This is a genomic window from Nocardiopsis sp. TSRI0078 (genome assembly GCF_001905145.1).
Taxonomy (GTDB): Bacteria; Actinomycetota; Actinomycetes; order Streptosporangiales; family Streptosporangiaceae; genus Nocardiopsis.
Map to the genome: position 1 here is coordinate 83,927 of NZ_LWLB01000023.1, position 15,434 is coordinate 99,360.

Annotated in this window: 14 protein-coding genes; 7 read left to right on the forward strand and 7 right to left on the reverse strand. The window is 73.0% G+C overall.

From position 1 onward, the window contains the following. Positions 1-127: 127 nt before the first annotated feature. The 3 genes from A6A08_RS14815 (at position 128) to A6A08_RS14825 (ending at position 2,987) form a co-directional block, all read left to right on the forward strand. On the forward strand, positions 128-901 hold the full coding sequence (locus A6A08_RS14815) for a DNA polymerase beta superfamily protein (RefSeq protein WP_073703184.1): 774 nt from the start codon (positions 128-130) through the stop codon (positions 899-901). 770 nt (positions 902-1,671) lie between these two features. Further along, on the forward strand, positions 1,672-1,884 hold the full coding sequence (locus A6A08_RS14820) for a hypothetical protein (RefSeq protein ID WP_073703185.1): 213 nt from the start codon (positions 1,672-1,674) through the stop codon (positions 1,882-1,884). Between the two features lie 875 nt (positions 1,885-2,759). Then, entirely contained in the window at positions 2,760-2,987 is a 228-nt protein-coding gene (locus A6A08_RS14825) for a hypothetical protein (RefSeq protein ID WP_073703186.1), read from the forward strand. Between the two features lie 42 nt (positions 2,988-3,029). On the opposite strand, the gene A6A08_RS14830 is transcribed toward A6A08_RS14825, so the two are convergent. Next, on the reverse strand, positions 3,030-4,436 hold the full coding sequence (locus A6A08_RS14830; RefSeq protein WP_073703187.1) for a GH1 family beta-glucosidase: 1,407 nt from the start codon (positions 4,434-4,436) through the stop codon (positions 3,030-3,032). A gap of 238 nt (positions 4,437-4,674) precedes the next feature. On the opposite strand from A6A08_RS14830, the gene A6A08_RS14835 reads away from it, so the two are divergent. Further along, a complete protein-coding gene (locus A6A08_RS14835; protein ID WP_073703188.1) occupies positions 4,675-6,249 on the forward strand; it encodes a hypothetical protein in 1,575 nt (524 codons plus the stop codon). Between the two features lie 3 nt (positions 6,250-6,252). On the opposite strand, the gene A6A08_RS14840 is transcribed toward A6A08_RS14835, so the two are convergent. The 4 genes from A6A08_RS14840 to A6A08_RS14855 form a co-directional block, all read right to left on the reverse strand. After that, positions 6,253-7,269: a methyltransferase gene (locus tag A6A08_RS14840; RefSeq protein WP_073703535.1), complete on the reverse strand. Its 1,017-nt coding sequence runs from the start codon at positions 7,267-7,269 to the stop codon at positions 6,253-6,255. Positions 7,270-7,283: 14 nt separating this feature from the next. After that, on the reverse strand, positions 7,284-8,453 hold the full coding sequence (locus tag A6A08_RS14845; protein ID WP_073703189.1) for a magnesium and cobalt transport protein CorA: 1,170 nt from the start codon (positions 8,451-8,453) through the stop codon (positions 7,284-7,286). 234 nt (positions 8,454-8,687) lie between these two features. Further along, positions 8,688-9,341 (reverse strand): alpha-ketoglutarate-dependent dioxygenase AlkB, encoded by a 654-nt coding sequence (locus A6A08_RS14850; RefSeq protein ID WP_073703536.1) that lies wholly within the window; start codon positions 9,339-9,341, stop codon positions 8,688-8,690. A gap of 115 nt (positions 9,342-9,456) precedes the next feature. Next, complete coding sequence (locus A6A08_RS14855; RefSeq protein ID WP_073703190.1) at positions 9,457-11,259, reverse strand: hypothetical protein; 1,803 nt, start codon at positions 11,257-11,259, stop codon at positions 9,457-9,459. Between the two features lie 188 nt (positions 11,260-11,447). Between A6A08_RS14855 and A6A08_RS14860 the strand changes: the two genes are divergently transcribed. Together A6A08_RS14860 and A6A08_RS14865 are read left to right on the forward strand one after the other, a co-directional pair. Next, positions 11,448-11,873 (forward strand): hypothetical protein, encoded by a 426-nt coding sequence (locus A6A08_RS14860; protein ID WP_073703191.1) that lies wholly within the window; start codon positions 11,448-11,450, stop codon positions 11,871-11,873. Further along, entirely contained in the window at positions 11,870-12,190 is a 321-nt protein-coding gene (locus tag A6A08_RS14865) for a transcriptional regulator (RefSeq protein ID WP_073703192.1), read from the forward strand. Before A6A08_RS14860 ends, A6A08_RS14865 begins: the two co-directional genes overlap by 4 nt. A 94-nt stretch (positions 12,191-12,284) precedes the next feature. Here the strand turns inward: A6A08_RS14865 and A6A08_RS14870 are convergent, their stop codons facing one another. Beyond that, complete coding sequence (locus A6A08_RS14870) at positions 12,285-13,247, reverse strand: DMT family transporter (RefSeq protein ID WP_073703193.1); 963 nt, start codon at positions 13,245-13,247, stop codon at positions 12,285-12,287. 132 nt (positions 13,248-13,379) lie between these two features. On the opposite strand from A6A08_RS14870, the gene A6A08_RS14875 reads away from it, so the two are divergent. Continuing rightward, positions 13,380-14,306, forward strand: a complete 927-nt coding sequence (locus A6A08_RS14875) for a LysR family transcriptional regulator (RefSeq protein ID WP_073703194.1) — start codon at positions 13,380-13,382, stop codon at positions 14,304-14,306. A gap of 89 nt (positions 14,307-14,395) precedes the next feature. On the opposite strand, the gene A6A08_RS14880 is transcribed toward A6A08_RS14875, so the two are convergent. Further along, positions 14,396-15,325, reverse strand: a complete 930-nt coding sequence (locus A6A08_RS14880; RefSeq protein WP_073703195.1) for a LysR family transcriptional regulator — start codon at positions 15,323-15,325, stop codon at positions 14,396-14,398. Positions 15,326-15,434 lie beyond the last annotated feature (109 nt).

The window sequence follows — 15,434 nt, forward strand, 5'->3', positions numbered from 1 at the left end:
CTGCGCGCACAGGCGCCGGAAGGCGACCCACGACAAAAGCACTCGTGGCCGCGGGGACGCACCGGATAGGTTGCCGTGCGGCGCCCCCGGCGTCCGCGCCAGCACCACAGGAGAAGAGGAGCCGCCAGTGAAGCACTCCACCCCCGAGTTCGCCCGGATCGCGGAGGAGGGAACGGTCCTGCGGTGCCAGGTCGGCTCCGGTGTCCACGGACTCACCGTCTCCGACCAGGGAGACCGCGACGAGCTGGGCATCTGCGTGGAACCGCCCGAGTACGTCATCGGCCTGCGCTCCTTCGAGCAGTACGTCCACCGCACCCGGCCCGACCACATCCGCTCGGGCCCCGGCGACCTGGACCTGACCGTCTACTCGTTGCGCAAGTGGATGCGGCTGGCCCTGGACGGCAACCCCACCGTCCTGCTGCCCCTGTTCGTGCCCGAGAGCGAGATCGTCGCCGTCACCTCCGTCGGCCACGACCTGCGCGCCAACGCCGACCGGCTGCTCTCCCGCCGGGCGGGCAGGCGCTTCCTGGGCTACATGCGCGCCCAGCGCGAACGCATGGAGGGCCTGCGCGGCGGCAAGCACACCAACCGGCCCGAACTCATCGACAGGTACGGCTTCGACACCAAGTTCGCCTACCACATGCTCCGTCTGGGCATCCAGGGAGTGGAGCTGATGAGGACCGGCCGCCTGACCCTGCCCATGCCCGAACCCGACCGCACCTGGCTGCGCGAACTGCGGCGCGGCGAGCACAGCCGCGCCGAGGCCCTGGCGCGGACGACCGAACTGGAGGAGCGGCTGGTCGGCCTGTGCGAGACCTCCGACCTGCCCGAGGAGCCCGACGCCGCCTGGGCCGACCGCTGGCTGGTGCGGACCTACCAGCGGGCCTGGGCCGACCGCTGAACCGGGTACCGGTCGCCGGTTCCGGGGCCGTGTCGACGACCACGCTGGTCAGAGCGGGCACCCGGCGCGGTGGCGGCACACGGCCGGGATAGGGTGATCCTCCGAGGAAGTGCGCGCCGCCCCCGTTCCCCGGACGGCACCGGCGCGGCGTGCGCCACGCACGGCGCACGGGAACAACGAACGCTAAGGAAACACCATGGTCGGAACCGTCGCCTTCGTGCTCATGATCGTGGGTCTGACGATGATGCTCGCCACCGGGATTGTCGCCGCGGTCATCAAGCCTCCCCACCACTAGGGAGTGACGGGTGCGTCCGCGCGGCCGCACCCGTCGGGCGGACCCCACCCGGAAGCGTCCCGCCACTCCCGGTACGGGGCGCTCCGGCACGTTCACCACGTGGAGGGCGGGCGAGGGCACACCTCCCCCATCGGGGACCGCTCCGGTCCGCCGTACGGCGCGAACGCGGCGAGGCGCGGGCGGGCCCGGAAAAACACTTTCGTCCCCCGCTTCCACCCTACGGATCCGGGTGAGAGCGGGGTGAACGGTCGGGCACATCCTAGTGCCGTGTGGGCCGAGGTTCCTGTCGACGGCCACGGGGGCGGTAGCTCGCCGGATCGGCCGCTGGGAGTCGCCTCCTCCGGATTCCCCCGGGTCCGGGGCGAACGCGAGGTCGGCGCACGCTCCCGCCCGGCCTGGGATGGCCGCACCGCGCGGGTCCCGCGGCCGCCGCCCGGTGCCGCCGACCTCCTCGTGACCGTCGGCATAGGCGCTCTTGGGTCTGGAGCCGATCGGTGACGTCGCCCAGGGCCCGCAGCGCTCGGCCTGCCCCGACCGGTACCAGTACCAGGCCGATGACGCCGAGATCATCGTGGACCACCTCTGGTGGAGGACCGTCCCAGGACGGGCGGTGGAGCGTGCGAACCCCGCTCTCCCGCACTCGAAGGACAAGCCGAACGCGCTCGCGGTGCCAGGCACGGCCCCGTGACCGCGGGAGTGCACGACCTAGGGCCGACCCGGGCCGCATGGCACCACAGGTGTGCCCGCGGCCCGGTCGGCCTTGGTCCGGTCGGGTTCGCAGGGGATGGTCGGGGCTCATTGGCGCGGCTGGTCCGAACGCGGGAGCGCCCGGGGAGGGCTCCGAGACCTTCTCCGTGGGCCACCACGGAGCTCCGGAAGCGGGGGTGCCACCCTCCGGTCGTCCGCGCGTCCACATCCAGCCCGCCGGTCCGGTAGGCGTCGTCAGGATCCAACGGCGCGCCCACCAGGACAACCCCACCGGCATCCCGGGGCACATCCGTGCCCGTGTTTCCCTTGCCAGAACGGAGAAACGGAACAGCGTCCGTGCTGGTCGGCGGCCTGCCGCGGGTGCGTTCCGCGCGAGGAGGCCGGTAGCGGCCACGACCGGCACCGGGCCCCGTCCGGGCCGGGTACGTGCGGCCCCGTCCGGGCCACGTGCACACGCTCTCTCCTTCGGGCGGTGGCCGGTTCCGGCCAGATCCGGTTCCGCCCGCGTCCGCCGTGGTGCGGTGCCGCGCGCCGACATACGTGCTCCCCGCGGCCCCGCCCGCCGAGGACGGGTTGCGCGGAACGCCGGACGCCCGCCGTGCGCCCCGCTACCCTCTGAGGGAGTCGGTGAACGCGGAAGGGCCCTCCTGGCCACCAGAACCAGGGACCCGCCCGCGCACTCGGTCCTTCGGATACGAGAAGCCGACCGTGTGACTCCCCGCGCACACCGGGACACATCCCCCGGAGCGCGACAGGGCCGGTCCCCCGGCCCGGGAAACAGTGGACCGCTCTGCCCCCGTGGTGCCGTTTTCGGGTGCCCTTGTCTCGGCTCGGGCCGTAGTTAGGGTTTGACGTATGTCGATATGGTCTCGCGGCGACCGGACCGGAAGGGTCGAGGAGGCCCTTCTGATGCTGGAGGGGCAGGGGATCATCGACGGCCTGGAGATCCTCCCGAGCGAGGCCAAACCCTACCGTGTCCGCGTTCCCGCGGGCATCGTGCACATGGACGAGGACGAGGCGTCGATGTTCGCGTTCGGCGCGGTCGTGGGCGCGTTCGGCAACGTGGCCCGCCAGCACGCCTGACCGCGCCCCCGGCACCGTCCGCGGCGCGCGGGAGCCCTCCTCCTACTCCTCCCACCGGGCGGCGAGTTCGCCGACCCTGCGCGCGCGGTGCGAGGTCAGGAAGTCGCGGTACCAGTGGTAGCTGTCCTTGGGGTGGCGCTCCAGGCGTTCGTAGTCGACGCGGACCAGGCCGAAGCGGCGGTCGTAGCCGAACGCCCACTCGAAGTTGTCCAGCAGCGACCACACGAAGTAGCCGCGCACGTCCACCCCCGCCTCGATGGCCCGCGCCAGCGCGTCCAGGTGGTCGCGCAGGTACTCGATGCGTTCGGTGTCGCGGACCCGGCCGTCCTCGTCGGGCCGGTCGTCCTCGGCCGAGCCGTTCTCGGTGATGAGGATGGGCGGCAGGTTCGGGTAGCGGCGGTTCAGGTCGATGAGCAGGTCGGCGAAGGTGCCGGGAACGACCGGCCAGCCCATGGTCGTGTGCCGGACCTCCTCGATGGCCACCTGCTCGGTGCGGATGTCCACCGCGGTGCGCAGGGCCGGATCGGCCTCGGCGTGGGGGGCGTCGCGCAGCATGATGGGCCGGTAGTAGTTGACGCCCAGGAAGTCCAGGGGCTGGCCGATGATCTCCAGATCGCCCTCGGCGCGGTAGGAGCCGTCGGCCATCTCGCCCCAGACCTCGTCCTCGTTGGAGGGGTAGGCGCCGGTGAAGACGGGGTCGAACCACACGCGGTTGTGCAGCGTGCGGGCCCGTTCCACGGCGGCGCGGTCGGCGTCGGACTCGGTGGCGGGCAGCAGGTGGTCCGGGTTGAGGGTGATGCCGACCTCCCCGGCCCCGGCCGCGCGCAGCTCGCCGACGGCCATGCCGTGGGCCAGCAGCAGGTGGTGCGCGGCGGCCAGGGCGGGCGTGCCCTCGCGGGTGCCGGGCGCGTGGCGGCCCACGGCGTGGCCGACGAAGGCCGAGCAGAAGGGTTCGTTGAGGGTGATCCACCGGTTGACCCGGTCGCCGAGGCGGTCGGCGACGATGCCGGAGTACTCGGCGAAGCGGTAGGCGGTGTCGCGGACCCGCCAGCCGCCCTCGTCCTCCAGAGCCTGGGGCAGGTCCCAGTGGTAGAGGGTGAGGACGGGTTCGATCCCGGCGCCGAGGATGGTGTCCACGAGGCGGTCGTAGAAGGCGAGCCCCTCCGGGTTGGGACGGCCCCTGCCGGTGGGCTGGACGCGCGGCCAGGCCACGGAGAAGCGGTACAGGTCCACGCCCAGGTCGGCGAGCAGGGCGACGTCCTCGCCGTAGCGGTGGTAGTGGTCGCAGGCCACGTCCCCCGTCTCGCCGCGGGCGACGCGCCCCGGGGTACGGCAGTAGGTGTCCCAGATGGAGGGGCCCCGGCCGCCCTCGTGCACGCCTCCCTCCACCTGGTAGGCGGCGGTGGCGGTGCCGAAGAGGAGGCTGGCAGGCAGTGTGGGCTCGTCCATGGGATTCCTTTCTGGGAGCGCTCCCAAGTGTAGGCGATGTGGCCTGCGACACCAAGGGGCCCCAGGTAGCGGAGCAGGCACGCAGAGGAACGGGAGTGCCTGGTTCGCCGGTCCCACGCGGTCTCCCACGTGTCCCGTCCCCGAAAAAGGACGTGGTCCGGGAAACCGGAGGCCCTTTCCGGTCGTCACACTCCGCGGCGCGCCGCATCGTCCTGGCGCGCGTGAGGGAAGGGACGCATTGAGCAACTGGATCGACTACTCGCAGAACCGGAAGATCAGGGACCTGGAGGACAGTCTCAATTCCGCGCACTACCAGATGGCGAGCGACCGCAGGAGGATGCGCTCGGAACTGTCCCGCATCCAGGGCACGCTGGAACAGCGGGTCAATCGCGTCTCCGCCTCCCTCGACGCCTTCATCGAGCTCAGCGACATCCGCGCCACCCTGGCGATGTTCGACGGCGCGGCCCTCGCCCGGCACCGCGTCCTGCAGATGCTCGACGGCGCCGCCCTCCCCCGCCTGGACCTGGCGGACGTTCCCGGGTACTGGCTCACCCCGGCCGCCCGAGGCCTGCACGCGCTGCTGGCCGGCGACACGGGCACCGCACGCGCGCGCTTCGACGAGGCCGCCCGGCGCGACGCCGGGCGCGCACGCCACTTCGCGGCGATGGCCACCGCCCTGACCCGCGCCGAACACGCCCGCGCCATGGGCGAGGGGGTGACCGCCGAACTGCTCCCCCACCTGCCCGGCCCCTCGGAGGAGGTGACCCGGGGCCAGCGCGCCCTGTGGCTGCTGACCGCGGACGGGTCCTTCGGCGACGAGGCCCGCGAGCACCTGCTGCTGTCCACCGTCGGGCACTGGGCGCGGCAGGAGGTGCGTGCTCCCGCCGCCACCGCCCTGTCCGCCTCCCTCACACCCGCCGCCGAGGCGTCCTCCGTGCGGCCCGTCCGGCGCGGCCCCTCCTCCCGCCGGGAGCCGCAGGGGATCGAGCGGCGCGCCGCGGCGGCGCAGCGGATCACCGGCCTGCGCGAGAGCGTCGCCCGCATCACCGCCCTCGGTGGCGAGGGGACGCCCCTGGAGGCGCTCGCCCCCGACGAGGTCAGCGCCGAGTTCCTGGACCAGACCCTGCGCCTGCTCGTGGAGGAGGGCAGCGCGGAGGAGGCTCCGCTGCTCGCCCGCGCCGGTGAGCTGCGCGCGGTCATCGAGGGCGAGGACGGGCCGCGACCGCGGTGGACCGAGACCGTGGGAACCGTCGGGGAACTGCTCGACGACGACCTGGTCCGCCAGGACGCCCCGCCCCACCGACGCACCTTCGCCCTGGTCCTCCAGCGCCCGGCGGTGATGGAGGGCGCCGAGGAGCTGGTGCGCGAGGCCGCCGCGCCGGTGGAGGACGCCACGGTCCTCAGCGCGCAGGGGGTACGGGTGAGGATCACCTCGAACGGCGCGGACCCCGGGGAGCTGGAACGCGCCCGGGACCGGCTGCGCATGCAGTGGGGGTACGAGGGTTCCGCCCCCGTGTACGTGTGGGGCTTCCTGGCCGTGACCGGCCTGCTGGCGGTGCTGGGCCTGGTCTCGGCCAACAGCCTGGCCTGGTTCCTGTGCCTGGCCGCCGCCGCGTGCGCCGCGGCCTCGGTCGTGGCCGTCCTGAGGGGGCGCACCGAGTCGCGGGAGACGGCCGAGGCCGCGGTCCGGCGCCTGGACCGGAGCATCGCCGAGGCCGCCGAGCAGTGGCGGGAGAAGCTGCTGGCCTCAGAGCAGTACGCCGTCACGGCGAGGCGCGAGGCGGGGGAGATCGACCGCCTGCTCAACGCCTGAGGCTCAGGGGGCCGCGGGCCCGGCCACGAGCAGCCGCATCTCCAGCAGGAGGTCGAGGATCCGGCGGGTGGTGAGCCCGGCCGAGCGCAGCAGCGCCTCGTACTCGCGCTCGGTGCGTTCGGCGCCGGTGGTCATCACCATCATGTGCGCGTCCAGGACCGACGAGAGCCAGGGCCGGCCGTCGTCGGGCAGGACGCGTTCGGCGATCAGCACCAGCCCGTCGGGGGCCATCGCCTCCCGGCAGTGGCGCAGCACCGCGCGGGCGTCCTCGTCGGACCAGTTGTGCAGGACCCGGCTGAGCAGGTAGACGTCGGCGCCCGCGGGCACGCCCCGGAGGAAGTCTCCCTCCACCAGCTCGCACCGCCCCGCGTCGACGAACGCGCCCAGGCGGGTGCGGGCGGCGGCCAGCGCGGGCGGACGCTCCACGAGTACGCCGCGCGCCCGCGGCGCACGGGTCAGGACCGCGGCCAGGAGTTCGCCGTCCCCTCCCCCGAGGTCGACGACCACGCGGGCGCCGGTGAAGTCGTGGACGTCGGGGATCGCGGTGGAGAACCGTCCGCTCGCGGCCATCCCGGCCGTGTAGCGCGCGGCGTCCTCGGGGTGGTCCTCCAGATACGTGAACGCGTCGGTACCGTGGGCGGCCTCGAACGCGGGTTCCCCGGTGCGCACGGTGTCGGCCAGGCGCGTCCACGCGGAGGTGAACATGTCGCTGTCGTAGAGCAGGGCGAGGTCGGCCATGCCCGAGGGATGGCCGCGGCGCAAGGCGGCACCGACCTCGGTGGGCCGGTAGCGCCCCCGCTGCTCCCGCAGGACCCCGACGGCCGCGAGCAGGCGCAGCAGGCGGCCCAGCCGGTCGGGGTGCAGGTCCAGTTCCGCGGCCAGGCCGTCGGCGTCGTCGGCGGCGTCCTCGGCGAGGCGGTCGAGCACCCCCAGTTCGACCGCGGTGGCCACCGCCCGGGCGACCCACGGCCCGGTCATGAGCCGCAGCACCTCGCGCTCGGCGGATCCGTTCCCCGTCATCGCCACCATCCCCGTCAGAGCCAACCGTTGCGACGGAAGACAACGTAGAGGCTCAGGCTCGACAGCGCCATGAGAACCAGGGCCAGCGGCCAGCTGAACATCCAGTGGAAGCCGGGCCGTGGCTCGATGTTCATGCCGTACACGGAGGAGATGAGGGTGGGCACGACCAGGATGCCGCCCCAGGAGGAGACCTTCTTCATCGCCTCGTTCTGCGCCTGGTCGATGAGGGCGCTGTTGACCGTCATGATGTTCTGGAGCAGCTGACGGAAGCCGTCGACGCGCTCGCGTACGGCGGCGACGTGGTCGGCGACGTCGCGCAGGCGGTGGTGCATCTCGCCGCGCCTCTCGGCGGGGATGCGGAAGGGCAGGGCCGTGGCGATGCCCCTCCGCCCCTGGGCGGGGGCGAACGGGTCCGGGGCGATGGAGACGACCTCGTAGCGGTCCGGCCGCTCCCGGGGGCGGTCGGGATGCCGGGACAGCGGTTCCATCAGTCCGTCCAGGACCGCGCCCAGCGGTTCGACGGCGCGTGAGAGGGAGATGACCTCGCGGGCGAGGCGGTAGGTGCGCTTCGAGGCCCTGGAGTCACCGCTGAAGACCTGGGTCTCGACCTCGTCGACGTCGTCCTGGAGTTCGGAGACCACGGGGGCGTAGCCGTCCACGACCAGGTCCAGGACGGTGTGGACCACGGCCAGGGTGCCGTGGGCGAGGACACGGGGCTCGGCCTCCAGGAGGCCGCGGACGGTCTCGAAGTCCACGTGGTCGGCGTGGCCGATGGTGACCACGAAGTCGTGTCCGGCGAAGAGGTGGATCTCGTCGACCTCGACGGACTCGCGCGCGGTGTCGTAGCGGGCCGGGCGCAGCACGAGGAAGAGCACGCCCTGATAGACCTCGGCCTTGGGGCGCTGGTGGGCGACGATGGCGTCCTCCAGGGCCAGTCCGGGCAGGCCGAAGAGGCGGGCGACCTCGGTGAGCTGGTCCCGGTCGGGCATGCTCATGCTGATCCAGGCCATGAGGCCGCTCTCCCGTCCCATGACCTGGTGGGCCTCGGCGACGGTGCCGGTCTCGCGCTCGCGGTGCCCGTCGCGGTAGAGGACGGTGCGGACCGGTCCGGGAGAGGTCCGGTCGGGCAGCGCGGCCCGTCGGCGGCCCAGGTCCATGATGCGTTCGGGCGAGGAGTCGGTCATGCGTTCTGGCCTCCTGCTCGGCTTGACGGTACGGACGCGGCCCGGCTTCTCCGGGGCGCGCGGGCTCCCCGTCGGGAGCCGCCCTCTGGGAGCACTGCCCCGTACGGGAGGAGGCAGTCGGGTTCGGACGGGCCCCGCGCACGGCGGGGAGCGGCCTCCCGGCGGGAGCGGGCCGACCCTGGTGCGGCGGACGCGCGGGCACGCCAGGAGCGGGGCACCGGATCCGGGGCGGTGTCAGCCGCGCAGTCCGGAGGCGCGGATGGTGATGTTGAGCCGTCCGTCCAGGCCCAGTCCGGGCGGAGCGGTACCGGGCCGGGTGCGGGGGACTCCGTGGTAGGCCATGCGGGAGGGGCCGCCGAAGACGAACAGGTCGCCGCTGCGCAGTTCGACGTCGGTGTGGGGGCGGGCTCGGGTCTCGGTGTTGCCGAAGCGGAACACGCAGGTGTCGCCGAGGCTGAGGGAGACCACGGGCTCGCGGGAGAGCTCGTCGCGGTCCTGGTGCATGCCCATGCGGGCGTCGGCGTCGTAGAAGTTGACCAGGGCGACGTCGTAGGGGTCGGCGCCTGCCGGGGGCGGGGCTCCGTAGGCGTCCGCCACGGCGCGCGCGGCCAGGTCGCCGAGGAGGTCGGGGAAGGGCTGGACGGGTGCGCCGTCGGGCAGGGTCCGCGTGTAGGAGTACGGGGACCAGTGCCAGCCGAGGCTGACCATCTGAACGCTCATCACCCCTCCGCGCGGCATGGTGTGCCGACGCATCCCGGCGGGTCCGCGCGCCCAGTCGCGGCAGCGCCGGACCAGGTCGGCCTGGGCGTCGGCGGCCAGCCATCCGGGCAGGTGCACGGCGCCGGGCGCCACCTCCACGGGGGGACTTCCGAACAGCGCCTCGTCCATGGCCTCCATCGTGCCACCGCCGTCGGCGGTCCGGCCGGCCGGACGCGGGGGGCGGCAGGGCCCCTGCCCTGCCCGTCCCGCGCGGGCATCGCGCGGGACGGGTGGGATGGACGGATCAGCGGCGCAGCAGTTCGCGGATGTTCACCACGAGCAGCAGCACCACGATGACGGCGATGGGCACGGTGATGGCGATGCGCCAGTTGACGGCGAACGCGACCACGATCCCCACGACGAGCCCGACCACCACCGCGATGACCGCCAGTCCGACGAGGTACTGGACGAACTTGCGGCGGGCGACGGAGTCGATGGCGGCGAAGGCCACGACGACGCCGAGCATCGCGTAGAGGGTGTACTGCGGGTCCAGGAGGAACAGCGGCAGGGCGAGCGAGACCAGCAGGAGCGGGGTGCTCAGAGCCACCCACAGGTGCAGGAAGCGGGTGGAGCGCTGCTGCCCCGAGGAGTAGGGCAGGTGGGGCGCCTTGAGGTGCCCGGTGGGTGAGGGCACCAGGGGCGTGTCGGCCTCCAGGGCCCGCAGGTGGGCGTCGCGCTCGTCGGCGATGAGCACGCGGGTCTCGTAGACCCCGGCCAGCTCCATCTCCAGGGCGGCGATGCGCTCGGCGTACTCGCGGGCGCGCGGGCGGGTGTGGGCCTCGCGTTCGAGGACCATGCGGGCCGAGTCGAGCCGGCGCAGGCGGTCGCGGCGGTCGATGATGTCGGCGTCCAGGGCGCTCACCCGCTCGTCCAGGGAGCGCACGTGGGCGTGCAGTTCGGCGCGTGCGGCGGTCTCGGTGGGGGCGACCTTCTGCAGGCCCGCCCAGGACAGCGGGTCGGCCCAGGAGCGGCGGATGGTGCCGTCGCGTTCGTAGCGGGGCCCGCTGGGCGCGCGCTCGCCCTCGAAGAAGTCTCCGGTGTCGCGCCCCCACAGGCCGCGGAAGCCCTTGAGCCAGGGGGTCTCGTCGTCGATGAGGACGACGGACCACTCGCGGTCGCCGTCGGGGCCCAGGCGGACGCCGTCGCCGCGCGCGTAGTCGACGAAGGGGACGCCGATGCCGTGCCGGTTGAGGGCGCTGTCGGCGCGGAGGATCCGGTGGGTGATCCGCCGCCAGACGCGGATGGGGCCGCGCAGGAAGGCGGGGTCGACCTGGATGAGGTAGTCGCCGGGCAGCATCTGGTGGGAGTGGGAGCCCGCGCCGACGTAGACGACGGGGTGGTCCCCGTCCCGGTGCAGGTCGGGATCCTCCCAGCTGCGGCGCAGGTCGTCGCCGTGGTACTCGTGCGAGGAGGCGCCCACCCACACGGGGCGGGTGGTGCCGTCGGGGTCCTCCACGAGGTAGACGGTGACGCGCTCCCAGTCGGCCTCGTGGTCGTTGACGCCGCCGTAGATGGTCCGCCAGTCGTTCATCGCGTAGAAGAACCAGTACTGGAGGATGGTGTAGCCGCCCTCGCGGGTGACCCGGCCGTAGTAGGTGGCGCCGCCGTTGTCGACGCGCTCCCGGTAGCGGGTCACCGCCGCGAAGGTGACACCGCCGGGGACCGCTCCGCGGATGAGCAGGGAGAGCTTCATCAGGATGTCCAGGACCCGGCCCAGGACGCCGACGGCGGCCAGGCGTCCGCTCTTGGGGATGACCGTGCGGGCCACTCCCCTGTAGCGGCGGGCCTCCTCGCGCAGGGTCTCCTCCTGGACGAAGCGCAGGTGCTTGTGGCGTCCGGGCCACTCCTCCTCGGCGCGGGCGAGGCGGTCCAGGGTGAGTTCTCCGGCGGGGACGAGACGGCTCTCGCGCCCTCCCGGCTCCTCGATCCACAGGCTGCAGTTGCGTACGTAGGCGTCCACGTCGGTGGGGAAGAAGAGCTCCCCCTTGGTGCACATCAGCACCGGCTCGTAGGCGCGGAGGAGTTCGAGATCAGAATTCGCGGCCATGATCGCACCAAGCTAGTGCATCCCGGTGACGCTCCGCGCCGATGAGGCGGGGCGGCGACGGTGACGGATGTCGCTTGTGGGACGGGGCATCGGGGTGTGCGCGGCCTTCGTTTGAACCTCGGGAAATCACTTGCCAACTTGGAAAGTGAGTGCCATCCTTACAAAAGGTTGAACGAACGGAGAGTCGTATGCGACAGGACGAGGCCCTGGAGACCCTGGAGCGGGCGGAGACGGTGGGGACGCGGGTGCGTGCCCTCGGGCGCTGGTACGCGGTCTACGGCATCGGGTACGGGCTGATGAGCATGGTCGTGGTCCTGACGATGGGACTGAGCCAGACGCTCCGGGGTGTGGTGGTCGCGATGGCCGTCCTGGCGGTGTGCCTGACGGCGCTGAGCGTCTACCAGGCACGCCAGCCGGTCAAGCCGCTCGGTTACGCCAGACTGCACGCCTGGGGGATCGGAGTGTGGGGCGCGGTCTACGGCCTGGCGGTGGTGGCGGGCATGTACCTCTTCCCCGAGGACCCCGCCTGGTGGATCCCCATGGCGGCGCTGAGCGCCGTCCCCACCTCGGTGGCGGGCTGCATGGCGCTGCGTCGGAGCAGGAGCGCGGTGTGAACCATCCACGCAGCCGACTGGACGAGGTGATCCACGCCCCGGTGCGCTTCTCCATCGTCGCGGCGCTGGCCTCGGCGACCGAGATCGAGTTCCGGGTGCTGCGTGACACCGTCGAGGTCACCGACTCGGCACTGTCCAAACAGATCACGGTGTTGGAGAACGCGGGCTACGTTCAGGTGCGCAAGTTCCCGGTGGGACGACGCACCCGTACCTCGCTGTCCCTGAGCCGGGAGGGGAGGACGGCCTTCGAGCAGCACGTGCTGGCGCTGCGCGAGATCGCCTCGGGCGCCTCCGTCCGCATCCCCGAAGTCGGGTGATGAGCGGCGGCTCCGCCCCCGCGACGCCGACGGCGAGCCCGTCGGCGCCCGCGTTCCGGTCGACGGCCGGGGCGCGGGGAGCGCACCGCGGCCCTCAAGCCCCCCGGCCGGACAGGACACCGGCCTCGGCCCGGTCCGCGATCCCGGGCCCGACCTCCTCCACCGGAGCCTGTCCACCGGGCCGGAGCCCGTCGGCGGCGACGGGGTGTTCCACCGCCCGGTCGGACACGGCGGGCCGCCGTGCCCGGTCGCCCCGGGCCGCGCCCACGCCCGCGACCACCACCAGGGCCATCCCCGCGACCTGCACCGCGGCGGGCGCCTGACCGATGACGACCAGGCCCATGACCAGGGCGACCGCCGGCTCCAGGCTGGAGAAGGTGCTGTAGGCCGTGCGGCCCATCCGCTGCAGGGCCATCATCTCCAGCAGGAAGGGCACCATCGGGAAGAGCAGCGCGATGAGCAGGGTGAACAGGATCAGGTCCGTGTCGGGGGCCGCGATCATGGCGGGGGCGCCCAGCGGCGCGCTGACCAGGGCTCCGACGGTCATGGTCAGGGCCAGTCCGTGCACGGCGCCGAAACCGGCACCGACCCGCTGGGTCAGCACGATGTAGCCCACCACGCAGACCGCCCCGGCCAGGGCGAAGGCGATCCCGACCAGGTCGGGTTCGCTCTGCCAGGGGCGGGTCAGGCAGAGCACGCCCGCCACGGCGGCGAGGATCCACACGAGCTCACGGCGGCGGCGCATGGCGGCCACGGCCACCACGAGGGTGCCGAGGAACTCGATGGAGGTGGCGGTGCCGAGTTCGATCCGCGCCGTCGCCTCGGAGTAGAACAGCATCATCCCCGCACTCGCTGTGCCCAGGATCACCACGGCACCCAGTTCGCGCCACGTCGCCGCGCGCACGGACCGCCACAGGGAGCGACCGCCCAGGGCCAGCAGCAGGACCGCGGCCCAGCTCAGCCGGAGCCAGGTGACGGTGGCGGGGCTGGCCTGGGCGAAGGCGGTGACGGCCAGGGCGCTGCCGGTGTGCAGGGTGAACATGCCGATGAGCAGCATGAGGGGCGCGGGCACCAGGAAGCGGACATGACGGGGCGAGGAAGCAGGAAAGCGGATCACCCGACCATTGGACCCATCCGGTTTTGTTTCTGTCCACGGACTGATGGTGGATACACCATGTAGTTTTGGTGGATGGATTTCACCCGGCTGCGCCTGCTCGTCGAACTGGAGCGCCTGGGCACGATGGCGGCCGTGTCCGAGGTCACGGGGATGAGCACCTCGGCGATCTCCAAGCACTTCGCCGTCCTGGAGCGGGAGGCGGGCGTTTCCCTGCTGGCCCCCGACGGCCGGCGGGTGCGCCTCACCCCGGCCGGACGAAGGCTGGCCGAGCACGCCGTGGACATCCTGGCCCGGGTGGAGGCGGCGCAGGCGGAGTTCGAGGGCGGGGGAGAGCCGGTCGGCCGCGTCGACCTGGTGATGTACACCACGGCGGCGCCCCTGGTGCTGCCCGCGCTGCGCCGTCTGCGGCGCGACCATCCCGGGATCCGGGTCCACCTGACCGAGCACGAGTCCGAGCAGGCACTGGGCCTCCTCCAGGACGGAGGGGCCGATCTGGGGGTGGTGTACCAGTACAGCCTCCTCCCCCGGGTTTTCCCGGGGACTCTGACGGTGCGTCCGATCGGGAGCGAGGACCTGCTGCTCGTCCAGCCCTCCCAGGGCGCCGACAGCCGCACCCTGACGCGGCGCCGGCTGCGTGAGCTGGACGGTGCCGCGTGGATGGCCAGCCCCTACCGGGGCGACGAGGAGGCGCTCGTCCAGCGCATGTGCGCCGAGGCCGGGTTCACCCCGCGCATCGTGCACCGCATCGACAACCTGGACCTGTTCGAGGAGCTGGCCGCCGACGGTGTGGGCGTGGGGGTGGTGCCCCGGCTGTCGGCGGTGACCCGGCGCGGGGTCGCGCACGCGCCCCTGGGCGAGCTCGGCGGGGTCCGGCGGGTGTACCTGGCGGGCCGCACCGGCGGCTGGGCATGGAAGCCGATCCGGGTGGTGGCCCGGTACCTGCACCAGTCCGCCCAGAGCGTGCTGGACGACGTGCCGCCGCTGCCCGAGTCCCCGTAGGGGCCGGGCACGGCCGGGCCGACACGCTCCCCCCGCTTCCCGGGGCGCACACCCGCCGGGACGAAGGCCCGGGGAGCGCGGCGCCGGGACTAACCGGCGATGGCGAAGGGGCCCACGGACGGGACCGGGACCTTGCTCGCGGCCTCGCGGACGGCGGTCAGCAGGGGTTCGGGCGTGGCGCCGGCGCGCGAGAGCGCGATGATGTGCCGCCGGGCGCTCTCGCGCACCCCGCGCACCACGATCTGCGTGGTGCTCAGACCGGTCCAGGCCAGGCGCGGCATCAGGGCGATGCCCAGGCCCGCCTGCACCAGGGCGAACACGGCGCTGAAGTCGTCGACGGTGTGCACCACGCGCGGCTGGAAGCCCGCCTGGTGGGCGGCGCCGGACACGCACTCGTGCCAGGCGGTGCCGGGCGCGGACAGGATCCAGTCCTGGTCGGCGAGGTCCTCGGCCAGGTGGAGGCTGGTGCGGGTGGCCAGCGGGTGCTGGTAGGGCAGGATCGCGTCGAACATCTCGACCATCACCGGGTCGGTGCGAAAGTCGGGGTCCCCCGTGGGGGGCAGGTGCCCGGTGGACATGGTCAGGGCCACGTCCAGGCGGCCCGAGCGCACCATCTCGGCGCTCTGCTCCGGCTCGGCCTGGACGACCTCGAAGGACCAGCCGGGGTGGCTGGTGCGCAGGCGCGCCAGGGCCGGGGCGATGAGGTCGCTGATACCGGTGGAGAAGGAGCCGACGCGGGTGACACCGCGGTCGCCCTCCGCGTACTCGGCGAGGTCGGCCGTGGCCCGCTCCATCTCCGCGAAGATGACGTGCGCGCGTTTGAGCAGGACCCGCGCGGCGCCGGTGAGCAGGAAGCGGCGGCCGTTGCGCTCGACGAGCGGAACCCCCGCCTCCCTCGCCAGGGCGGAGAGCTGCTGGGAGACCGCCGACGGGGTGACGTTGAGCGCCTCCGCGGTCGCGGCCACCGTGTGGTGGTGGTCGAGTGCCTGGAGGAGCTGCAGCCGCCGAACATCGATCATGCCGTCCAACCTATGGCAAGTACGAACGGGTTTCCGGGCGGTTTCGCTTGTGTTGCACCGTTTTACAGCGTGATTCCGTGCACACCGTCCGCTGTCCGCGCATGGCCCT